Source organism: Methylococcus mesophilus (genome assembly GCF_026247885.1).
Lineage (GTDB): Bacteria > Pseudomonadota > Gammaproteobacteria > Methylococcales > Methylococcaceae > Methylococcus > Methylococcus mesophilus.
This window is the reverse complement of record NZ_CP110921.1, coordinates 1,408,223-1,428,918: the sequence shown is the minus strand read 5'-3', so window position 1 is coordinate 1,428,918 and position 20,696 is coordinate 1,408,223. Positions and strand designations below refer to the sequence as shown.

20 protein-coding genes are annotated in these 20,696 nt (G+C 64.3%); 2 read left to right on the top strand and 18 right to left on the bottom strand.

Going from position 1 to position 20,696, the window contains the following annotated elements:
- Positions 1-5 precede the first annotated feature (5 nt).
- The 14 genes from ftsH to OOT43_RS06465 form a co-directional block, all read right to left on the bottom strand.
- Positions 6-1,919 carry an ATP-dependent zinc metalloprotease FtsH gene (gene ftsH / locus OOT43_RS06530; protein ID WP_266024026.1) on the bottom strand — a complete coding sequence of 638 codons (1,914 nt, stop codon included), beginning with the start codon at positions 1,917-1,919 and terminating at the stop codon, positions 6-8.
- Positions 1,920-2,034: 115 nt separating this feature from the next.
- Complete coding sequence (locus OOT43_RS06525; RefSeq protein WP_266024846.1) at positions 2,035-2,364, bottom strand: endonuclease domain-containing protein; 330 nt, start codon at positions 2,362-2,364, stop codon at positions 2,035-2,037.
- An 89-nt stretch (positions 2,365-2,453) separates the two neighbouring features.
- A complete protein-coding gene (gene selD, locus OOT43_RS06520) occupies positions 2,454-3,620 on the bottom strand; it encodes a selenide, water dikinase SelD (protein WP_266024025.1) in 1,167 nt (388 codons plus the stop codon).
- A 10-nt stretch (positions 3,621-3,630) separates the two neighbouring features.
- Positions 3,631-4,836: a ferritin-like domain-containing protein gene (locus OOT43_RS06515; RefSeq protein WP_266024024.1), complete on the bottom strand. Its 1,206-nt coding sequence runs from the start codon at positions 4,834-4,836 to the stop codon at positions 3,631-3,633.
- Positions 4,802-5,659: a phosphate/phosphite/phosphonate ABC transporter substrate-binding protein gene (locus OOT43_RS06510; protein ID WP_266024023.1), complete on the bottom strand. Its 858-nt coding sequence runs from the start codon at positions 5,657-5,659 to the stop codon at positions 4,802-4,804. The genes OOT43_RS06515 and OOT43_RS06510 overlap by 35 nt, the downstream gene beginning before the upstream one ends.
- An 11-nt stretch (positions 5,660-5,670) precedes the next feature.
- A complete protein-coding gene (locus OOT43_RS06505; RefSeq protein WP_266024022.1) occupies positions 5,671-6,786 on the bottom strand; it encodes an acyl-CoA dehydrogenase family protein in 1,116 nt (371 codons plus the stop codon).
- A 420-nt stretch (positions 6,787-7,206) separates the two neighbouring features.
- Positions 7,207-7,773, bottom strand: coding sequence for a recombinase family protein (locus tag OOT43_RS06500; protein WP_266024021.1), 567 nt, complete (start codon positions 7,771-7,773; stop codon positions 7,207-7,209).
- Between the two features lie 527 nt (positions 7,774-8,300).
- Positions 8,301-9,719 (bottom strand): UvrD-helicase domain-containing protein, encoded by a 1,419-nt coding sequence (locus OOT43_RS06495; RefSeq protein WP_266024020.1) that lies wholly within the window; start codon positions 9,717-9,719, stop codon positions 8,301-8,303.
- Positions 9,706-11,436 carry an ATP-dependent nuclease gene (locus OOT43_RS06490; protein WP_266024019.1) on the bottom strand — a complete coding sequence of 577 codons (1,731 nt, stop codon included), beginning with the start codon at positions 11,434-11,436 and terminating at the stop codon, positions 9,706-9,708. The genes OOT43_RS06495 and OOT43_RS06490 overlap by 14 nt, the downstream gene beginning before the upstream one ends.
- 453 nt (positions 11,437-11,889) lie before the next feature.
- Complete coding sequence (locus OOT43_RS06485; protein ID WP_266024018.1) at positions 11,890-14,628, bottom strand: AAA family ATPase; 2,739 nt, start codon at positions 14,626-14,628, stop codon at positions 11,890-11,892.
- A gap of 536 nt (positions 14,629-15,164) precedes the next feature.
- A complete protein-coding gene (locus tag OOT43_RS06480; protein ID WP_266024845.1) occupies positions 15,165-16,346 on the bottom strand; it encodes an AAA family ATPase in 1,182 nt (393 codons plus the stop codon).
- Positions 16,339-16,593: a hypothetical protein gene (locus OOT43_RS06475; RefSeq protein WP_266024017.1), complete on the bottom strand. Its 255-nt coding sequence runs from the start codon at positions 16,591-16,593 to the stop codon at positions 16,339-16,341. Before OOT43_RS06475 ends, OOT43_RS06480 begins: the two co-directional genes overlap by 8 nt.
- 93 nt (positions 16,594-16,686) lie before the next feature.
- Positions 16,687-16,911, bottom strand: a complete 225-nt coding sequence (locus tag OOT43_RS06470; RefSeq protein WP_266024016.1) for a hypothetical protein — start codon at positions 16,909-16,911, stop codon at positions 16,687-16,689.
- Positions 16,908-17,183, bottom strand: coding sequence for a hypothetical protein (locus OOT43_RS06465; RefSeq protein ID WP_266024015.1), 276 nt, complete (start codon positions 17,181-17,183; stop codon positions 16,908-16,910). The genes OOT43_RS06470 and OOT43_RS06465 overlap by 4 nt, the downstream gene beginning before the upstream one ends.
- 402 nt (positions 17,184-17,585) lie before the next feature.
- On the opposite strand from OOT43_RS06465, the gene OOT43_RS06460 reads away from it, so the two are divergent.
- Positions 17,586-18,008, top strand: coding sequence for a BrnA antitoxin family protein (locus OOT43_RS06460; protein WP_266024014.1), 423 nt, complete (start codon positions 17,586-17,588; stop codon positions 18,006-18,008).
- Entirely contained in the window at positions 18,005-18,301 is a 297-nt protein-coding gene (locus OOT43_RS06455) for a hypothetical protein (RefSeq protein WP_266024013.1), read from the top strand. Before OOT43_RS06460 ends, OOT43_RS06455 begins: the two co-directional genes overlap by 4 nt.
- A gap of 239 nt (positions 18,302-18,540) precedes the next feature.
- Here OOT43_RS06455 and OOT43_RS06450 read toward each other — a convergent pair whose 3' ends face one another.
- From OOT43_RS06450 to OOT43_RS06435, 4 genes are all read right to left on the bottom strand, one after another.
- A complete protein-coding gene (locus OOT43_RS06450) occupies positions 18,541-18,747 on the bottom strand; it encodes a hypothetical protein (RefSeq protein ID WP_266024011.1) in 207 nt (68 codons plus the stop codon).
- A gap of 3 nt (positions 18,748-18,750) precedes the next feature.
- Complete coding sequence (locus tag OOT43_RS06445) at positions 18,751-19,497, bottom strand: J domain-containing protein (RefSeq protein WP_266024010.1); 747 nt, start codon at positions 19,495-19,497, stop codon at positions 18,751-18,753.
- Positions 19,498-19,560: 63 nt separating this feature from the next.
- Positions 19,561-20,286: a hypothetical protein gene (locus tag OOT43_RS06440; protein WP_266024008.1), complete on the bottom strand. Its 726-nt coding sequence runs from the start codon at positions 20,284-20,286 to the stop codon at positions 19,561-19,563.
- Positions 20,283-20,654: a hypothetical protein gene (locus OOT43_RS06435; protein WP_266024007.1), complete on the bottom strand. Its 372-nt coding sequence runs from the start codon at positions 20,652-20,654 to the stop codon at positions 20,283-20,285. Before OOT43_RS06435 ends, OOT43_RS06440 begins: the two co-directional genes overlap by 4 nt.
- Between the last annotated feature and the right edge of the window lie 42 nt (positions 20,655-20,696).

The following is a 20,696-nucleotide window of genomic DNA, read 5'->3' as shown; positions in this document are numbered from 1 at the left end:
GTTCGCTAGGATGCCGCTTCGCGGATGACGGTTTTGACTTCCTCGCCGCTCACGACTTCCTTTTCCTTGAGCAGGGCGGCGAGCTTGTCCAGCGTGGCGCGGCGCTGGGTGAGGATCTCGCGCACCCGCTGCAGGCCTTCCTCGACCAGTTTCCGCACCTCGTTGTCGATCAGCCTCGCGGTTTCCTCGCTGAAGTTGCGTTCCTCGATACCTTCGACGTTGAGATAGGCGAGTTGCTGGCGGCGGCCGTAGGTGAGGGGACCGAGCACTTTGCTCATCCCGAGGCTGCAGACCATGGTGCGGGCGATTTCCGAGGCTTTTTCCAGGTCGTTCTGGGCGCCGCTGGAGCATTCGCCGAACACGAGTTCCTCCGCGGTGCGGCCGCCCAGCAGGATGGCGATCTGGTCCTTCAGCTCCTGTTCGGTCGACAGGAACTTCTCCTCCACCGGCAATTGCAGGGTGAAGCCCAAGGCCGCCGCTCCGCGGGGAATGATCGAGACCTTGTGCACGGGTTCGCCGGTAGGCACGATTTCGGCGACCAGGGCGTGGCCGGATTCGTGCACCGCCACGCGGTGTTTCTCGGCATCGCTGAGCAAGCGGCTCTTCTTCTCCGGCCCGGCCAGGATGCGGTCGATGGCGGCTTCGAAATCCGCCATGCCGATCGCCGTCTTGTTGGCGCGCACGGCGATGATGGCGGCTTCATTGGCGGCATTGGCCAGGTCGGCGCCGACGAAGCCGGGTGTGCGTTGGGCGACGACACGCAGGTTGACGTCCAGGTCGAGCTTCATTTTTTGGGTATGCAGCTCGAGGATCGCGACGCGGTCCTCCAGTCCCGGCTTGTCCACCACGATCTGGCGGTCGAAGCGGCCGGAGCGGAGCAGGGCCTTATCGAGGATTTCCGGGCGGTTGGTGGCGGCCATCACAGCGACCCCGACCGAGGGGTCGAAGCCGTCCATTTCGGTCAGCAGCTGGTTGAGGGTCTGCTCGCGCTCGTCATGGCCGCCCATCACCACCGGGCCGCCGCGGGAGCGGCCGATGGCGTCGAGCTCGTCGATGAAGATGATGCAAGGGGCGTTCTGGCGGGCCTGTTCGAACAGGTCGCGCACGCGGGCGGCGCCGACGCCGACGAACAGTTCGATGAATTCCGAGCCGCTGATGTTGAAGAACGGCACCCCGGCTTCGCCAGCGACGGCGCGGGCCAGCAAGGTCTTGCCGGTGCCGGGCGGGCCGACCAGCAGCACGCCCTTGGGCATGCGTCCCCCTAAGCTCTGGATGCGGGTAGGGTTCTGCAGGAACTCGATCGTTTCCCGCAGCTCCTGCTTGGCCTCGTCGGCCCCGGCCACGTCGCCGAAAGTGACCTTGGCGGCGGTGTCGGCCTGGATCTTGGTCTTCTTGCCGATGCTCAGGAAACCCCGCCCTCCGGTCATGCGCCGCGCCATCCAGGTCCAGAACAGGGTCAGCAGGGCGATCGGTACGACCCAGTTGAAGATCAGGTTGCTGAACCAATTGCTGCCGTAGCGGACGGTGTATTTCACGCCCTTTTTTTCGAGTTCCGCGGCGAGTTCGTGGTTCCACAGCGGCACGGTGATGAAGGCTCTGGGCGATTCGCCTTCGGCTTCGGGCTTGAGGGTGCCCGAAATGGCCTGCTCGGTGACGACCGCTTCCTCCACCTTGCCTTCGGACACCGCCTTCAGGAATTCGCTGTAGGGGATTTCCTCGTTGCGCAGGGTCTGGTAGCCGTTCAGCAGGTACAGGGTCGACAGCACCAGCAGCAGGTACAGAATCATGTTGTTGCGGCGGCGGGTGCTGTCGGGCCCATCGCCCGAGACGCCGGCTTCGCTTTTCGCCCGCTGCCAGAAATCGCTCAGGGTGTCGAACAGCTTGCGGGGCGGTGTGGAATTCTGGGTGTTCTTGGCCATGGGAGTCTCCGGTTAAGGCTGCATGACGGCCGGGACGGTCGGTTCCGGTGGGGAGATTCTAGTGCTTGTGGGGCCGGTTTGCTGCAAGGGATGGCCGGCGGCGCCCCGGGCCGCGTCACGCGGGCTTGGTCTCGATGCGGCGTGACAAATCGGAAAAAACACCCGCGAGATTCCGCAGGACTTCCTGGTTGGCATAACGAACCACTTCCAGCCCAAGGGAATTCAGAAAGCGCGTTCGTTCGCCATCGTATCCGATTTGCCGGGCATGGCTGTCGCCATCGATCTCGATGACCAGCTGGAGCTCGGAGCAGTAGAAATCGACGATATAGGCGCCCAGGGGTTTTTGCCGCAGGAACTTGTACCGAGCGAACTGGGGGCAGCGCAGCACTTTGTTCCCGAGCAGGGATTCGGCCGGGGTGGGGCTCCTGCGGTTTTCACGGGCCAGGGCGGTGAGGTTCTTGTCGTAGGGGAGGTAGATGGCCCTCTGAACCCCCCTGCCCCCAACCCCCCGCCCCCAACCCCCCGCCCCCCTTATCAGGGGGGGTTATCAAGGGGGTGCGGCGAGGACGCTTCGGTTTTTCCCTCGAAATGGGACTGAGATGATGGTGTATCTTCCCCCCTGACAAGGGGGGATTGAGGGGGGTTATCTTTCATCATCTCAACGCAGATGCCTGTCACACCCCCCGGCTCCCGCATCCGCCCGATCCGGCCCGCCTGAGCATAGCCCTGCGACTCGAACAAGGCCATGACCTCGCCGGCGCTCGCCGGATCGCAGGCGACCAAGAGGCCCCCGCTGGTTTGGGGATCGCACAGCAGCTTGCGCTGCCATTCGGCCAACTCGGGGCTCAGACGGACCGAAGCGCCGTAGCTGTCCCAGTTGCGGGCGGCGGCGCCGGTGGCGTAGCCGTCCTGGGCCAGTTCCATGGCGACGTCGATGACGGGAATGTCGCCGAAAACGATCTCGGCGCCGAGTTGCGAGCCCCTGCAGATTTCCAGGAGATGCCCGAGCAGGCCGAAGCCGGTGACGTCGGTCATGGCGTGGACACCGTCGAGCTCCGCCAGCACCGTCCCGACGCTGTTCAGGCGGGTGGTGTGTTCGATCATCCGGGCATAGCCCGTGGCATCGAGTTGGCCTTTTTTGAGAGCCGCGCTGAGTACGCCTATACCTAAGGGCTTACCCAGGATCAGCACGTCGCCGGGGCGGGCCCCGTCGTTGCGCTTGAGCTTGTCCGGATGGACCAGGCCGAGTGCGACCAGGCCGTAGATCGGTTCGGGGGAGTCGATGGAGTGCCCGCCGGCGATGGGGATTCCCGCCGCTTCGCACACCGCCGCACCGCCGGCCAGGATCTTCCGTACCGTCTCCACCGGCAGCTTGTCCACCGGCATGCCCACCACCGCCAGGGCCAGGATCGGCGTGCCGCCCATCGCATAGACGTCGGACAGCGCGTTGGTGGCGGCGATGCGGCCGAAATCGTAAGGATCGTCGACGATCGGCATGAAGAAATCGGTCGTGGCGACCACGGCCTGATGGGGCCCGATGCGGTAGACCGCGGCGTCGTCGCTGGTCTCCGCCCCGACCAGCAGGTCGGGAAAGCGGCTCGCCAGGGGCAGTTCCGCCAGCATCTGCGACAGCACGGCGGGGGCGATCTTGCAGCCGCAGCCGCCGCCGTGGGAGAGCGTGGTCAATCGGAGGTCGGTCATCGGGGGTGCCTCACATGAAATTCCGGGTGTGCAGATGGGCCAATCGCCGGGCCTGGTCTTCCTCGAAGCCGAGCTTCTGCAGGCGCAGGCGGCGGCCTTCGGCCATCTCCCGCTGCAGCGCCTGCACCGCTTCGAAACCCAGGGCGATCGCCGCCGGCGACCATGCGCCCGCAGCGAGCAGCACCAGGGCGTCGTAGACTTCCTCATTGAGCCCGGCGGTGGCGGCGAGGCTGTCGTAGCGCAGTTCCACCGCATTGGCCAGCCGGCTGCGCAACTCGGGTTCCCGCCGCAGCCGGTGGAGCAGGTGGGCCATGCCGAAGGCCACGTGGCGGGCCTCGTCCCGCGCCACCAGCCGAGCGATCTGTCCTGTGACCGGGTCGGGGGCGTGGGCATGGAGGAAGCGCAGCAGGTTGACGAAGGTGCCTTCGCCCAGCACCGAGAGCAGGAAGGAGGCGATCGAGAAATCCGGCGCGTCGAACAGGGTCTTGAGTGAGCTTTGCCCGCCGGCGGTGGACAGGGCCGGTTCCCGCCGTTTCAGCCGGGCGCGGCGGGTGAAAACCTCGATGTGGCGGGCCTCGTCGGCCACCTGGATCGCCAGCAACTGCATGATCTCGCGGTAATGCGGATGGAGGCGGCCGAGGAAGCGGGCCGGTATCAGCAGGGCGGCGTTCTCGTTTTCGACGAGATAGGTCATGACCTGCACTACCGCGTCCTCGACCGTGTCCGGCAGCTCGAACCGGGCGTTCCAGTCCACCGCGGTTTCCGGATCCCATTGCGCGGCCAGCGCCTGGCGGTACAGTTCCGCCGCTTCTTCGGCCCAGACCTCCGCCTTGCAGTCCAGCGGGAAATGCCATTCCGGCCCGCCGGATTCCACCGTCGCTCCTCGCGCCGCCAGTCCCCAGCGGGATTCCGCCCGTTCGGCCACGGCCTCGGGTTCGCGCGGATCGGCCTTGCCGCAGCGTTCTGCGCCTTGCCAGCGTCCGGCCTGATAGCCGCCGCGGACGATGTCAGCCCGCATGCCGCTAGCTTCGGCCAAGCGATGGCCCTGCGCCCGGCACCAGGCGGCGAGATGGGCCTGAAAGCCGGGCGCGCAGGAGAGGACGCGCAGGGTCGCGCCGGGCGGAATGCGGCTCAAGGCCCGCTTGACCAGCAGGTGCGCCCCGCGGTCGAAGCCGAGCGCCTCAATATCGATAGTCGGCGGCGAGGATGCGTCCATCGGGAGCATAAAACCCTTGCCGGTCGACCGCCGCCTCCAGCAGCCCGTAGCCGCTGCTGCGTCCCGGCAGCCATTGCTTGAGGCCTTCTAGTTCCAGCAGTGGGCGGACCGCCGGGTCGTCCCAGGACATGGCCAGCAACAGTTCGACGAAGCGCCCGACCAGTCCTGCCGGTGCGCCGGGGCTGGCGGTGAAGTTGCAATGGTCGTAGGCGCCGGTCTGCGCCAGGATGCGGGTTGCGCCCGGTGTCAGGGTGCCGTCGGCGGTGAAGGCGAGGTGGTTGCCGTCGATCAGGCAGGCCGCGTCGATTTCACCGCGCAACAGCGCCAGCGCCGCATCGCGCTCGCCGCCGATGTGGTCCCCGTGCTTGCCGCCGAGCACGTCGAAGCGGCGGGCGCTGAAGTCGCGTCCGGCCAGCAGACCTTGCCGGGCCAGGTGTTCGAGCGGGATGAGGGTGGCCTGGGGAGAGTCGACCGCGCCGAAGCCGACCGTTTTGCCGCGCAGGCCGTCCAGGGTCTCGATGCCGGCATCGGCGCGTACCACGATCAGGGAAGTCAGGTCGCGGTCGGTGTCGCGCATCGCGACCGCATCGACCGGCAAACCCCGCGCCTTCGCCATGCGCTCGGCCCGCAGCCAGGCCAGCGGCGAGTTCCAGGCCAGGTGGATCGTGCCGTCGAACTGGGCTTCGACTTGGCGCTCGTAGTTGGAGTACAGGAGGTAGTCGAAGGCCAGTCCTCGGCCGGCGAAATGCGCCTTGAAGCCTTCCCAGATAGTGACCACCTTCGGCGCATAGGCCACCGCACCCAGGATCAGCGTTTCGGTCATGGTTGGATTCTCTAGAACAGGGGCAGGCCGCAGACCGCCTTGCCGATGAAGTCGTACAGCACGTCGGAGGTGGGCGCCATCACCGCCGCGGCACGGGCGTCGCGGAACGGGCGCTCGATGGCGAGATCCTTGCGGAAGGCCGCCCCGGCGCACACCCGCATCGCGGTATCGGTGACCGCCAGCGCCGCCTCCGCTGCGGCAGCCTTGACTTCCAGCACCCGCAGCAGGGCATCGTCCCGTCCGGACGCCAGCGCCTCCACGGTGTCGTTCAGCAGGGTCCTGACTCCGTCGGCGCGGATGCGGGCGCGGGCCAGATGAGCACGCAGCGTGGGCAGGTCCGCCAGGCAGGAGCCGAGATGTTCCAGCCGGGTCCGGCCGGCATGGGCGCAGGAGCGCTCCAGCGCCGATTCCATCAGGCCGAGTGAGCAGGAGGCGTTCAGTACCGAAAAGATTGGCAGCACGACTTCCATCATCATGGCGAAGCCGTCCCCATCGCCACCGAGCCGTGCCGCGGCCGGCACCCGGGCGCTCTCGGCCACGATAGGCGCAGAAGCATTGCCGCGCAGCCCCAGTCCGTCGAACGGCTTCGGCCGGTTCAAGCCGGGGTTGCCGGCGGCGACCAGCCAGAGCGTGCTGGCGCCTTCGGCCTGCACCGGCCGCGACGACCACACGTAGGAATCGGCCTCCCCGGCCGAGGTCACCATGGTCTTGGCGCCGCTCAGCAGCACATCGTCGCCGTCAGCCGAGGCGACGCCCAGCGGCGCCCAGAAATGGCTGCGCGAGCCGGATTCGGAAAAGGCGAGGGTGGAAAGATGGCGGCCGGCCGCGATCTCGCGGCGCAATTCGGGTGGGCCGTATCTCTCAACGACCGCCGTGGCGCAGTAGTGCATGGTCACCACCATGGCGGTGGAGCCGCAGGCACGCGCCAGGCGCGACACCACGGCACTGGCATCGGCCAGCGAGCCGCCGAGTCCGCCTGCCTCGGCCGAACTGATCAGTCCCAACAGGCCGGCCTGGCCCAGGGCGGTGACGGCGGAGCGCGGAAACAGAGCGTCGCGATCCACCGCCTCGGCGGCCGGTTCCACGACGGAGACGACGATATCTTCAAGGGCTTCGAGCTTCTTCATGGGCAGACCTGTCACATGAAAAAAGCCGGTCGGATGCGACCGGATGGGACCGGAACCGGTCAAGCGGGCCCGGTTCGCGGTGGTGTGCGGCAGACGCCTCGTTTCAGACCTCCGCCGGCCGGCGCATTTTGCCACGGCGCCGGGCCATCCGTATGCATTTTCGCTTCGGCCCGTTTCTTCAGTCGTCGCTGGTCCGTGCCTCCGAGTTTTGGCTGCCGTCTTTCAACACGCAGTGCCTTTTCAGTATCTCCCGGTGAAGGCTCTCGCAAGTCCTGATCGTGTATGACGTCACTTGGACGGGATGTTGGCGGAGAGAATGGAACGCAAACTATCGATAATTCATTTGTAAAATCATATGTATAACGACTCGTCTATGGAATGGTTCCCCCTAAGATTCCCCCTGCTTTTGCATCGCATGTTCTAGCTCTTTTCGCTCAGATAGCGATACAGAGTAGCCTCCCCGATTCCGACTGCCTTAGCCGTAGCTCGCTTGTTCGCCCCAGATGCCAAGAGCGTATCGATCTGCTGGCACAGTTCCGGCGTCAGTTTGGGCGGTGCCCCGAACTTCTTTCCCCTCGCGCGGGCGGCGGCTACACCTTCCCGCCGCCTTTCGTTGATCAGCTCACGCTCGAATTGCCCGAACGCTGCCAGCATGCTGAGCATCAGGTTCTTGAACGGATCGGCGTCGGACCCTGAAAAGGTCAGGTTTTCTTTCAGGAACTGGACCGTCACCCCTTTGCCGGTCAAATCTCGGACCAAGCCTAGCAGTTCCTCCGTGTTGCGCGCCAGCCGATCCATGGAATGACAGACCAGCGTATCCCCGGCCCGGACGTAGGCCAGGCATTCCGCCAGGACAGGCCGAGCGGTGACCGTCTTCCCGCTCGCCTTTTCCTCGAAGACCCGATCCAACGCTATCCCTGCCAACTGCCTGTCAGTGTTCTGGCCGACAGAACTGACCCGAATGTAACCGATGGTCTGGTGTTTCATGGCGAGCACTCCGCGCGTGAGACGAATTGAACACGATAGGAAGTCTATCATAAGTATTTAAAGAAAAGATCGTCAGTCTCTCAAAAACGAAAAACAAACTTATGGTAGACGATGGAATGCGGGTTTCAGGCTGGTCTATCACGTCTCTCACAGGTATACAAAATGATAGACACGCACGGGGCAGGATCGGGCAGGCGTTCGAGCACGGGCTTTGCTATCATCCCACCCGCGGTGGCGGGGCGCGCTGTGTCATCCCCACCGGCAAGGTGGCTGGTGTCGGGAGTCGCGGCCACGTCGCCATACTTCACGTGCTCTTTTTAGAAGAGCACATTCAACGCCTCTTGAGGCCCAATCAGGCGGGTGTGCCCGCCGGGGCAGGGTCGCTCTTTGATGAGACCTGACGCACTCATTCGGCCCGCTCCGGCGTCGGGTACCACAAGCGCTTGACCGTCAGCTCGCCATCCACCACGGCGACAACTACTGCCCCTTTGTGTTCGGCAAGCCTCTTGCCATTACGCATCTCTGTTCTACCCCACGATAGGGCTAGCGCTACATACCACCAGCTTCATCGAACCCCTGGTCATAGCTACGTATAGGTGCTGAGCGCTCATACCCTCTGTGTCAAGCAGCACCGACACCTCCGCTTCCAGTCCCTTAAGGAGAAGTGTGCTGCCGACGGCGCGCTTGGGTAGAGGACGCCCCAGCAGCCTGCTTTCCTCACGCACCCGTCGGGCTGCCTCTACGAGCGGGATGGTCCCCGTCGAGGAATGTCTGAGCGCCTTGAGTACGCCATAGAATATCGTGGGGCGATGCACGCGCACGTTTGGTAGCGCGCGTAAATCCGAAAGCAACGCGATCGCTGTTGCGAGCGATGGCGCACGCAGGAATTCCATGGCACGGCTCTCAGCTTCAGTCGGTGGATTTCGTGCCGTTCCCCGTGACAACGACTCCAACCGCCGGTTCAGTTCTGCCATGCCGACATTGGTCATCACGCTCTGCGCTAGTGCTAGTATCTGTCCGAGTGCATCCGGTGAATGAACGTCAAAGCTGGTGCAAAAGGCCATGAGGTCGTGCAGATCGACGGCCTCCACCGTCGAAGCCCCTGGTGTCTGGCTCGCGAAGTTCTGTTGAGCTGCCCGGTTCCGGCTGTCGGCAATGATAAGCACGCGCCCGTCAGCGGTGGGCGGCACCGTTTTCGCCGCAGCCAGCCGCTGGGCGTGATCGTTGGGCGGGACGGCCTGCATCCAGATCACGTGCCCCGGTGGTCCACTGCGCAAGTCGACCGAATGCCCCGCGGCCAGCCGCCGCCGGGCCTCCAGTAGCCACTGCCCGAGTACTTCCGCACCGGCATTGCGCCATCGCCAGGGCGTTGTCAGTTCCACGACGACGGGGAAATGTGTGCACACCTGCTGATTCCAGTCTGCCAGCGCATTGCCGCGGAACCCGAAGATCGCCTGCATCGGGTCGCCCAGCACGCAGGTCGGCAGGATCAGTGAGAGGAAGTAGACGATGTGGTGCTGAGGCACCGAACAGTCCTGGTACTCATCGACGATCAGATGTGCATATGAGGCTTTCAGTACCTCGCTGACGTGCCCGGCCTGCAGCAGCTTCCAGGCGGCATCCCGGATCGCCGGATAGTCGCGCGCTGGCACGGCCAACCGCAGAATCTCCGGATCGTGGGCGCTGCGGCCGGGAAAGGCCGAGATCAACCGGATGGCCCAACCATCGATGGTGCTCAACCGATAAGCGGTGGTCGGCACCCCGGCCCGGTCCAGCCGGCCGCGCAGGGCCGCAACCCCGGCGTTCGTGTGCGTCAGCACGAGGATAGGCTTGCTGCTCCGATGGCCGGCCAGGGCCTGGGCGATCAACTGCGTCTTGCCGCAGCCGGCCGGTGCGGTAACTGTGCCGCGTGTGATCGCACGAAGGTCGATTTCAGCGGGGCCCATGAGCGGCCCACTCGAATACCTGGTCCACCAGTGCGCGGAAGCCCGGATCGCAATGATCCAGGTCCGGCGCGACGATGGACCTCGCCACGTCCTCCATCCAGGAGATGGACTTGAACCAGCCGGCTTTTCGGATGCGGGCCGCCTGGCCGAGGATGGCCCTACGCTCGGCCGACAGCGCGCCGGTGTTCTGGATCTCGTCCCAGACATGCTGGAAGGTGAGCGTGTTGTTCGAGACGGTGCGCAGGTGTTCGACGATCAGGTCTCCATGCAGCTCGTTCGCGTAGCCGATCAGCCTCTGGCACGCAGCCGGCGTGAGACTGCCGAACAGCTCGTCCTCCAGTGCACGGCCTGCTCGGTAGGCGACGACGGTGCCGCCGTTCTGGACGAACGCGTGCTCGATGTCCGGAGTGGGCTTTTTGTCGTCGTCGCGCACTACCATCACCCTATAGCCCAGAGACTGGAATGCCGCAGCGCGGGCAAACGGGCGATCCGGCTCCCCACCACCGCAGTCGACGAGAGCAACCCCCAATGCCGGCAGGGTTACGTTTCCCAGGTCGAGTCTGAACAGGTCCAGCCCGCGCAGCAGACCGATTTCGCTGGCCCCCTCGCACACGACCACGGACTCGGCCAGGAAGGCCTCGGGGTAGAGGCGGATCGTGCTTTGGATGCTGTCGTCGGCGCCGGCCATCAGGGCCTCGTGACCATATGGACCACGGCGTAGTACGAAGAGCTGGCTGCCCGACAGCTCCCTCAACGCTACGGGCGAGTGGGTGGTGAGAAACACCTGCAGCGGAGCGGCTTCCTTAGCACCGAGAGAGCCCAGGAACCGCACGATTCGATGCGGCTCCAGCCCGTATTCCAACTCGTCCGAAAGCACAATTGACGCGTCGCTGGCCGCCTTGCGCTGCAGGCCAGCGACGAGCAGGCGCGTGGAGCCGACACCCAGGCTGTGAAGCGGGATGCCGCTTTCGCTGTGGAGGGAGATGGTACCGCCCCCGAACGATACCGAATGCGAATCGAGGAGTGCCCTGGCTTTGGCGCCGATGTAGACGCCAAGCTCTTGGGCGGTCGTGGCGACGATCTCCAGCGCCTCCCCCAACTGCTGCTCGGCTTGGTCTCCAAAGGCACCGCGTGCATCCCTGGCGGCTTTGACCAGTGCGGCCGACGCGTCGGCCCTTTCTTCCGAAATGCGGTTCAGGACGGAACCCCGTTGCCACCCCAGGTTGAAGTCCGCGAGGGCGCCGATGCGCGTAGGCGCAAGCGCGACGCGATCCTTCCATGCCAGCGTCTTGACGATGCCTTGCTGTGCGGCTCGATCGGAGACAAGTGTCCACGAGGGCTCAAGGTCGCTGGCGACTGTCAGATTCAAGCAGAGCACGACCTCGGCGGGGGCGGAGGGTTCATCCTCGACGGCGCCGGTAGTGGCGTGGTATCCCCGCAGGAACGCACCAAAGCTCTCAAGCGTCCTCAAGGAATCGTCAAGATCACCCAGCGTCAGCGTAATGCTGATCGGGGTTGTGATGTCCAGGCCGAAGAAGTCGGCATCCGAGAATTGGACGTTCCTCCTGGCTCCTAGGCAGAGATCGATCGCGTCCAACACCGTGGACTTGCCGCTGTCGCCAGGGCCAATCAGGCAGTTGATGCCTGGCGCCGGGCACCAGGCCAACTGCTGAATCCCGCGGAAGTTCGCAATCTCTATTTTTCTGATTCTTGCCATGCGTCGCCTCATAGCCTAGATTTTTCAAGACACTTTGCATCGTCTCACGAAGCGCCTGGAAAACGCATTGGTGCAGAAATATGGCAACTCGCCAACGATGGTATGTTTTGGCTGAAAACCTGTCTATTCGACGGCTTTTCGGGAAGGTCTGGTGTTTGGCCGGAGCGGAATATTTGCGCATTATCCCTCGATGGCTGCAACGGACCCGAAAAAGTCATTCAGGCTCAATCGGAGCCACAGTCACCTAACTGAGCAGGATCCGCCTTTCTCCAGATTCCCGCGACGTACGAATAGTTAACACTCCGTGGTGCGGTTTGGATTGCCTCTACTGTGCAGAAGAGTCTTTCCATTGTTCGTAGTTTTCATCATAGGCAGTGTCTGGAAAACCATCACCAAGTGGTGGCTACGGACCATCGGAATTGGGTATGCAGCACAGCTGTGCGTACGCCAGTTCTACGTAAGCATCACATGCTTGGCCGGCCATGCGCGCCCCGTCGCTGCCCCCGGAGAATCTGCAGCGAGCACAGAGACAAGCGTCCCTGGACGTAGCCTTCCGAAGTCAACCTCGCTCATGTCGGTAGCGGACCGATGGACGTAGAAGTCTCGACTACCATCGCGCGCACGCGCGAAAGCGTAGCCGCGATCGGACAGCACTCGCGTGATCGTGGCGGTTTCGTAGCCAGCGCCTTCGAGCGCCGGGTCTTCTTCCTCGCCGAAGGCAATCAAGTCCGACCAGCGTGCATCCTTCAAGGGGTTCGTATCCGCGCAGGGAAGGTCGCGGAAACAGGTTACAAGGCCGACGATCCCCTCATCCGAGAGCGAGTAGTCCCGATGGTTACCGCACATCGCAGGCAGGTGGCGATCGAGAAGTCCAGCGCAGAGTGCGACCTCTTCGGGTGACAACAGTCGCCGCCGCCCGAGCTTCTCGAGTCTCTCGATCGCATGGAAGCCCTCATGCACGACTTCCGGCAGATAGCCGTCGAGCCTGAAAGCATCATCGAGGCACTCGACTAGCGATTGCACCGCATCGGTTCGTTCAGGGGCAGCGAGGGTGGAATCGTCAAGGATGCGCTGGAATGTCGAGACCCGCAACGCTTCCAGCGCGGAGCGAAGGTCCCCAGCCTTTCGCCAGTCGCTCGTCGCTGCAAGCACTTCCTTGAATCTCTTCATCCACAAGACGGTAACCCAATGCGCACGGAGGAGCCGCACACGGTTACGGACACCGACCGCATCGCTAGAGAGAAGCTTCGCGGTTATGAGTCGCTCACTCTGGTCCAACGCCTCCGGCAGGCGTTGTTCGTCGCGAAGGAACTCAGCCAACAACAGACGCGCTGACCAGTCATCACGCGCACACGTCGACGCCTTGGTAAGACTTTCGATCGCCGCAAACCGATCATTCAGTTGCTCGAGGAGAAGCGCCTCGGCGCGATGGAGGACGGGCTCATTGGGGTCAAAAGAGATTGCAGCGCGGACTTCCGTAAGATGACTCAACTGCTCCGCGCGTCCAGACCGACCACAAATGCTGCGGCGCATTCGTGTAACAAGTGCGCGAACGTGATCAGGTGCCTCAGCGGGCACGAAGTCCTCGGCGAGCGGGTCTTTCGACCCGCTCTGCTCCAGGTCAGCGAGCAGGCGCTGCTGCTCACGGAGACGAGCTTGCACGTCCGCCCGCACAGAGGAGTTGCGAGGAGTCCGAAGCAGAAGATCTCGGACCGAGGAGCTTAGGGTGTATTTCTCAATCCCTCCCACCAACTGTCTCGTGACGAGACTGGTACGAAGCAGACTGTTGATGGCTTCCGCTACCAGGTCGGGCGTGAGATCAAGCAAGTGTCCTATCTCGGATCGGCCCCGCGGCTCTGCTGAGCCGAAGAGGCACTCGAGGATCTTGCCAGCGTCCGAAGACAGATGATCGACTAGGGACGTGTACGAGAACTCGACAATGCGCTCCTTGGTTTGGGTAAGCGCAGCCGCTAACTCTGCCCCGGCCGCGTAGCTGTCCACCGCGAGCCGAATCGCCAAGGGATTGCAGTCGCACACGTCAACGAGGCGCACCAACTGATCTTCCACAAGGCGGGCAGCGCCGCGAATAGAGAGGTAGTCCCGGGCAAGCTTCATGGCGCCCTCATGCTTGATCGGGCCAAGAGACAACACGTTCGCTCCGTTCACGGCAACGCGACTGGTCACCAGTACGCGCCACGATGGCGGAAGTTCCTGGACCATTTCCTCAACTTTGTCGGCGTGATCGCGAAGGAGAGTCTCTAGGTTGTCGATGCAGAGCAGCACACGCCTTCCTGCGAGCCCTTTCGTAGCGGATTCGAACGCCCGTGACTGCTCGTCCTCGGTTGCGCCCGCGTCCTCTCCCAGCAGAGCGCTGGCGACCACTTGCTTCACTGACTCAAGGGAGTCAACCGGGTCCTCGATGGGCTCAATGCCATTGGGGGTCAGCTTCTCCGTCTTCGCCGTGACGTAGACGATCTCGTCTGCCCAGTACAGAGTCGCTGGATCGAGTGCTACTTCGCGAAGCAGTTCAAGACAGAGCGCCGTTTTTCCGGTTCCGCCTGGCCCAACGAGGGCGAGGAAGTTGTTTCGCGGTTTTGCGAGCCGCTTCTTAAGGTCGGCCTTCTCGTCCTTTCGGGCAATCAGGCCCGTGACCTGATGGTCGAACGAACTCGGAAGATTGTTGGCGACAATCCACGCGCGTTGCTGGAGCCATCCTTCTGGGGGCGGAATAAGCCGGCCCTCAGAAGCGCACCGAAAGGCGTCCGTGACACGGTGGAGTCGAAGCGTCTCGATGGCTGGATCCGTCGCAAGAGACGCCATTCGGTGCCAGAAGTGCTCTGGGAAAGGGCGGTTCGGGTGACACACCGCGTTGCGGATATCAAACACCTCAAGCGCCTCGACGAGCTTCTTCATGCGCTTAAGCGGATCGTGGTCGCTTCGGTCTTTCGCTGTCGCGAGGGCGAGATCGATGACTTCCTTGATGTAGGTTTCCTGTACGAGTTGTGTGACCGGAGCCGGCGCCGCCGCCTGAAACACCCGCTTCTCGATCTCGCTGCGCATGCTCTCGGGGATCGCGTCAGGCCCATGGGCGTTCTGGACAACGTACGTGCCAAGAGCCTCCTCCAGCGCGAAGAGGACCATCGCGGACTGCATCCGGAACGGCTGGGATTTTGGGGGCGTTTGCTCAGGCATCAAGTGTTTTCCTAACTTGAAACGCTAATTATCCCGCCGATCGAGGCATTCGGAAAAGGACTGTGCTGCGATTTCCTAGCGGGCTGTCGCCGACGCCCCTTCTCGATGGCTTTGCCTCCAAGTGGGAGGCACATAGCGTGGGCGACGTGCTTGAGGGCGACGAGTTCTTCGCGTCACCGATGGTCTGTGCTGAGTTACGGGAAATCACCACTCAAATCTGGAGCCTCTGCTATCGGGGGATTGCTGTCATTCCTCTCGCCGTGCCGTATGGCGGGTGAGTGACTGGACGTAACCGTTAGGGGCCTACCAGATATGATTGTGCGAACGCCCGCTTCGACTGAACACGAAATGGTGGTGGAAGGAGCGTGGACTATATCGGGTGAAGGCAGCGTTACACCTAAAGCTTCAAATAACGGACGATGGCTCAACGTTCGAAGAAGGGCCAAACACCCACGAAGAGTGCCAAGGAAAAGTGTGGCCCTCTTCGGCGCATTTGGCCCCCTTCGAAGAGTGCCAAGGCTTGGCCCCCTTCGGCATCAGATCGACCAGACCCAGCCGCCCTCCATGTCCGTCTTGGTCACGGATAAGGCAAGTTTCTTCCGCGCCCGTTTCAGCGTCCTTTCGGAAATGCCGGCGCCTTCGGCTTCCTGTTTCACGGTTTTCGCCTTCACCGGCCCACCCGCCAGCAACTCCGCCAGAAACCCACAAGCCTCCTCCAAGGCCGACACCTCATCCGGATTCCCCGAAGCCTCCGCCCGAGCCAGCAGCGCCCTCGCTGATCCCTCCACGGCCTCGCCCCAGGCCACATGCGAAGCTGTCACGCCCGGGTGGTCCGCCAAGTCCTCGATGCTCAGGTCGTAGGCAAAGCCGCCATCGTCAGGCCCGATGTTGGACTTCACCCGGCAGAAGCAGCGCCCGCCGCCATCCTCCTCGGACTGCTTGAAGGCCGCGAACACCACGCGGGCCAGAGCGCCGAAGGCCAAGGAGCCGGTCACCCGTTCCAGCGGATCGCGTCCCGCCGATCCCTTGGAGAAGTGCGAGATGCCCAGCAAGGCGCAATCCAGCCGCGCCGCCAGTTCCACCAAGGGCGCCAATCCGCGCCGGGTCTCCGCGTTCTTGTGGCTGTCGCCGGCGATGGCCGACACGATGGGATCAACCACGATCAAGCGGATTTCACCCACCTCCCGCGCCGCTCTCGCCAAGGCCGGCATATCCTGCGCCGGATCGAACGGCCGCCGGCCTTCCTGGCTGCGCATGTCGCCCACGAAGAAGCAGCGCCCCAGATCGGCGCCGGAAGCCAGAAGGCGCGGCGCCAAGGTGTCGTGACAATCGTCCTCGCCCGACCACACCAGCACATTGCCCGGCGCCGTGCCGGTGCCGTCCGGCCAGCGTCCGCCCGCCGTCACCGTCGCCGCCAGGGCCAGGGCGATGCTGGTCTTGCCGGTCCCCGGCTGCCCGGCGATCACATGCAGCTTGCCCTTCGCCAGCCAGCCCGGCCATAGCCAGCGGATCGGCTTCGGCTGGATGCTGGAGCCGTGCACCAGGGCCAGCCCCAACTGGAGCCGGCCGCAGTTGCGTTCGGCCGGGGACGGCGCAGGCCGGGGCGTTTCCGGCTGCTCTGGCGTTCGGCTGCGCTCAGGGCAAGCCTTGGCGCGCTCCGCCAGATCGACCACCCGTTGTGCCAGGCTGGCCGCCGACACCGGTTTACCCTCACGCATCGCCACGTTCCGCCTCCTGCTGCTGCCGGCGGTTCTGCTCCTCGATCGCTTGTAGGAACAGCGGTTCCAGTTCCAGCGCCGATTGCTCCAGCCACCAGCAGAACGCCGTGTAGCGATCGTCCGACAGGCCGGGATCATCGCTGCGGTTCACCCGCAACAGTTCCAGCCCCGCCGCGATGGCCTGCGACATCAGGATGCCGTTGTTCATCGCCGTGTTCAGGTCGATGGGTTCGTTCCGGCCGTTCATACCCCACCTCCCGCCAGCCAGGCCGCGACCGCATCCGCCACCGTGCAAACCACATCCACCGCCCCCAAGGCCGTCAGGAACAGCTCGATGCGCTCAAGCATGGCGCTGCCCTCCTTGTCCGGCCTCGAAGTCCAATGCCCTGGCCGCCGCTTCCAAAAGCAGTTGCGTTTGCTGCAAAGACAGAAGCTCACGGCCGGGCAACACGCCATAGGCCACATGCCGGATCACCGCCGACGCCTGGAGCAGCGTGTCAGCTCGGCCCAGCGGGGAAATCACCGGATTGGTTTGGGTGGCGGTAACGCGGTCAAGAGCGTTCATGCCGCACCCACTTGGCTGCCTGCTTCGGCAGAAACCTGTAGCGAGCATGCGGCCCGGTAGGCGCTCCTAATCAAGCTGTAGGCGTCATCGGTCCGCTTGGCGATGTCCTCAAGTCGGCCGTCGCCAGGGCAGGCGATGGACAGCCGCTCGGCGTAGCTGGCCAACGCGTTCAATTCACCGGCCAAGAAACCGCAGTCGCGGACCAAGGCCGTGGTTTGGGGGAGGGTCAGGACGGAATCCGGGCGGTGGTCGCCCGTGGGCTTGGGTGTCATGGTGTGGCTCCAGAGTTGAGGTTGGAGACCGTCACCGGCACTTTCCACGGTGCAATGGTGACGGACGATACGGGGGTGGAAAACCGGACTCTGGGACCGGCCACGGACGAACCGTGCCCCGCACCGCCCGCCATGGGAAAACGACAGGCACAAAAAAGCGCCTGTCATGGCGCTGGGTGCGCCAGAGTCAACCGGGTTTCCACGCCCGGCCCTGGATGCGTCCAGGGAACGGCTCAGAGTGTAGCAGCAGGGCAGGGAGCGAGGGAATAGCCGAAGACGCTGGCAATGGCGCTGGGATTGAATCAAGGGCTTCCCCGGAGCGCTGCGCGGTCACGCTCCGCAAACTCTGGCCTATCGCCTGCCTTGACACCGGTCAGCCCCACGAGGCCAACGCGCCGCTACATGCGCAACAATTCCGGCCCGAAATATGACCGCTACGCCGATATGGACTTCACCGACGCCAAACCCGTCCGGGAAGTCCCGCACCTGGCGCGGCTGCAAGCCGAGCATGGAGGCAAGTCCCGCATCACCATCCGGGTGGACAATGACACCCTGGCCGTGTTCAAGGCGCGGGCGGAGATGGCAGGCGGCAACTACCAAACGCTGATGAATGAAGCGCTGTGGCAGTTCGCCCAGGGTCTCACGCTGGCCGAGGTGGTGCGGGAAACGATCCGGGAAGAGCTGCACCAGGGCAGAGCACACGGCACATCGAAGGCCGGACCGCCTTGTTCCCTCAACCTTTTGATCTTGCTGCACTCTGTCAGAAAACCAGAATTGCCGCTCAGACTCGGGAGCGGCCCCAAGACCGCCGGAGACCCCGCATGAAAATCCAAATCCACCTTGCCGCGCTGGCGCTGGTTACGACAGCCGCCGGCGCCGACACCGCCTACATCCTGCCCAACATCCCGGGAACCGGCGTTCAGGACGCCACCCAGCCGGGCTACGCCGTTCAGGAACTTGCGGGGAGCACCACGATCTACCGCACCCTGCCGGGATCGGCCAACTTGCGCGAAGCCACCGCCCCCAACTACACCATTCGCCGCAACGACTTCGACATGAACGACCCCGGCGGGCTCAACCGGATGAAGCGGGACATGGGGTTTGATTCGGACGACTGACGTAGCCGGAGCGCCGAGCCTGGCGACGACGAGCAAAAGGGCAGGAGAAGGGAGAGCGCGGCGGAGGAGCAAGGGAATTAGAGTATCCGCCAAACGCGTCGTCACGGGCTTCTGACGAAGCCACAGACGCAAAAAAGCCCCGCGTGGTTCTCAATACAGTGGGCTCTACTTGCCCAAAGAGGAGCGCTGCCACGCGGGGCGTTGAGCGGAGCATACCGCCGTCTCTGCGGAAGGGTCAATCAATCCTCCATCCCGCCGGCAATGCCCCGCACCAACCGCGCCAGTCCGTCCTTGCTACAGCCGGCCCGCTCCGCCGCTTTCTGTATCGTCCAGCCATCACAGGCTGCAAGCAACCAGCACGCCGCGTAGCGCGCCTCCTGGGCCGCCTGATCGAGCTGCTTGGCCTGTTGAAGCAGCGTAATGGCTTGGATCACCTCAGTCTGCATCGGTCACCCCATCAACCGTTCATAAGCCGCCTTCGCCCGCGTGAAGGACTGATGATCGCCGCCCCGGTCCGGGTGCAGCCGCATCGCCAGCCGCCGCCAGGCCGTCTTGATCGCCGCCGGCTCCGCGCCCGCCGGCAATCCCAGCACTTGCAAGTCCACCTGCCGCTGGTGCACTGCCAGACCCAAGCCAAAGCCGGCCCGCTCCCCGGCTTGGCCGCGCCGGAAGGCCGCCTCGGCTTCCGCCTGCGCCGAAATCTGATCGATCCGCCAGCGGCGAAACGCCCGTAAGATTTCCTCCGACTTGTCAGCCGGGTTACGCTCGGTGTCCAGGCAGAAGCGCAAGAACTCCAGCCAGTCGACGTCCGCCGCCTGGTGCCGCAACTCCGCCTCCCAGCCGGCCAGGAACCGCCGGCCGGTCTCCGTGAGTGCCGCCAGGCCTCGCGGCCCTCGCTCCGCCTTGAACGCCGCCCAAGCCCTAGAACCCTCGCAGCGCCGCTTTTCCCCTTCCGCGCGGAGATGATCCCGCACCTTGGCCCAGGACGGCGCCCACCCGCCAGTGATGGCCCCGAACTCCAGCCCCGCCAGCACCGCGGCGATCTGGCCATAGGCCTCATCCTCCGTATCGGTGCGCCCGCACGCCATGACCTTCGGGTACGGCCGCTGGAGCACTTCCCGCCGCTGCACCGCCCAAAGCCAGTAGCCGCGGTATCGCTCCAGGGCAAACCGCCCGTGGTACTTGTTCCGGCTCACGCGCTCCCCCGATAAGGTAAGAAAACCGCCCTGCAACCGCTTGCAGGGCGGGTGAGTGGCAGGCTAGCTTTCCAGCCAGGCGTCAGCCTCCTCCGGACTGAGCCGGGCCAGAGCGCGCTCCAGCGCCAGCCCGCTGAGACGGTCCAGATTCGGCGAGCGCCCATCGTGTTCGCGCGCTACTGCACCGCGATGCCCGGCCTCGGCGCCGTCGCCCGCACCATGACGCGCCGCCACCATGCGCAAGGCTTCTTGCAGAAACCACCGGCCATCCTTGTCCGTGTTGGCGGGATCACTGCCCAGGAACTTGACGCACCGATCCCACTGGGCTTCCTGCTCGCTGCCCGGCTTCAGGTCCAACCCCAGCGCCCGCGCTTCCTGCCGTACCACGTCGATTTGACGCTGCCAGTCGTCACGCAAGGCCTGCTGCTGGAATCGGCCGATCATTCGCGCCTCCGCCCGTTCCTCGCTCAACGTCATCAGCCGCGCATCGATGTCACGCATTTTCGCCCGGTACTCCGCATGGCTCAGTTCCAGATCACCAGCCTCGTAGGCCGCCTCGATCCCCTCCCGAAGTGTCTCCGCCTCACGAATTTGCCCTTCCAGCATTTCCAGGTCCGCGACCGGTATCCGGCTCAGGAGTGCGGGATCGAACGCCGAACGCGACACTTCGGCGGCACCCTCATCCTCGCCTTCCGCCAGCGCCCGCAGATCGTCCAGGACCTCGGCCTCATCTTCCCGCAAGGCCAACCGCTCGGCCGGTGTCAAAAAGTCTTCCACCATGGCGTTCATGCGGCCTCCGCAGGCTGTTCGGCCTGGTAGGCACGGAAGGCCTCGATCTTCGCCAACCCTTCAGGCCGCGCCGCACAGTCGTGGACGGGCAAGGACTCCGCGAACTTCACCGGGTCGAATCCCGACCAGTCCACGACCGATACCAGCCGCGGCGAAGGTGCGGGCTCAAACTTCCGGGCCGGCGGCTCGGCCGGCAGCAGCTTGCCCACCGGCTGGCCGATGACGTGCTCGATCCGCTCGCCCAACTGCACCAGGCTTGCTGCGACGATCAGCACTTCACGCCCTGCGATCTCCGCCCGAACGTACTTCAGTCCCGGCCGCTTCGACTTCAGCGCCAACGCGATCTCGGCGAGGTTGAAGTTCGCCATGCAATCCCTCGCCGAGCCGAAGCGGTGCGGCCAAAGCGCGTA

Bases quoted from the DNA above. Each gene is read 5' to 3' on its own strand.
- ftsH (WP_266024026.1), bottom strand. From the start codon at position 1,919: ATGGCCAAGAACACCCAGAATTCCACACCGCCCCGCAAGCTGTTCGAC.
- selD (WP_266024025.1), bottom strand. From the start codon at position 3,620: ATGACCGACCTCCGATTGACCACGCTCTCCCACGGCGGCGGCTGCGGC.
- OOT43_RS06515 (WP_266024024.1), bottom strand. From the start codon at position 4,836: ATGGACGCATCCTCGCCGCCGACTATCGATATTGAGGCGCTCGGCTTC.
- OOT43_RS06510 (WP_266024023.1), bottom strand. From the start codon at position 5,659: ATGACCGAAACGCTGATCCTGGGTGCGGTGGCCTATGCGCCGAAGGTG.
- OOT43_RS06505 (WP_266024022.1), bottom strand. From the start codon at position 6,786: ATGAAGAAGCTCGAAGCCCTTGAAGATATCGTCGTCTCCGTCGTGGAA.
- OOT43_RS06500 (WP_266024021.1), bottom strand. From the start codon at position 7,773: ATGAAACACCAGACCATCGGTTACATTCGGGTCAGTTCTGTCGGCCAG.
- OOT43_RS06495 (WP_266024020.1), bottom strand. From the start codon at position 9,719: ATGGGCCCCGCTGAAATCGACCTTCGTGCGATCACACGCGGCACAGTT.
- OOT43_RS06490 (WP_266024019.1), bottom strand. From the start codon at position 11,436: ATGGCAAGAATCAGAAAAATAGAGATTGCGAACTTCCGCGGGATTCAG.
- OOT43_RS06485 (WP_266024018.1), bottom strand. From the start codon at position 14,628: ATGCCTGAGCAAACGCCCCCAAAATCCCAGCCGTTCCGGATGCAGTCC.
- OOT43_RS06480 (WP_266024845.1), bottom strand. From the start codon at position 16,346: ATGCGTGAGGGTAAACCGGTGTCGGCGGCCAGCCTGGCACAACGGGTG.
- OOT43_RS06475 (WP_266024017.1), bottom strand. From the start codon at position 16,593: ATGAACGGCCGGAACGAACCCATCGACCTGAACACGGCGATGAACAAC.
- OOT43_RS06470 (WP_266024016.1), bottom strand. From the start codon at position 16,911: ATGAACGCTCTTGACCGCGTTACCGCCACCCAAACCAATCCGGTGATT.
- OOT43_RS06465 (WP_266024015.1), bottom strand. From the start codon at position 17,183: ATGACACCCAAGCCCACGGGCGACCACCGCCCGGATTCCGTCCTGACC.
- OOT43_RS06460 (WP_266024014.1), top strand. From the start codon at position 17,586: ATGCGCAACAATTCCGGCCCGAAATATGACCGCTACGCCGATATGGAC.
- OOT43_RS06455 (WP_266024013.1), top strand. From the start codon at position 18,005: ATGAAAATCCAAATCCACCTTGCCGCGCTGGCGCTGGTTACGACAGCC.
- OOT43_RS06450 (WP_266024011.1), bottom strand. From the start codon at position 18,747: ATGCAGACTGAGGTGATCCAAGCCATTACGCTGCTTCAACAGGCCAAG.
- OOT43_RS06440 (WP_266024008.1), bottom strand. From the start codon at position 20,286: ATGAACGCCATGGTGGAAGACTTTTTGACACCGGCCGAGCGGTTGGCC.
- OOT43_RS06435 (WP_266024007.1), bottom strand. From the start codon at position 20,654: ATGGCGAACTTCAACCTCGCCGAGATCGCGTTGGCGCTGAAGTCGAAG.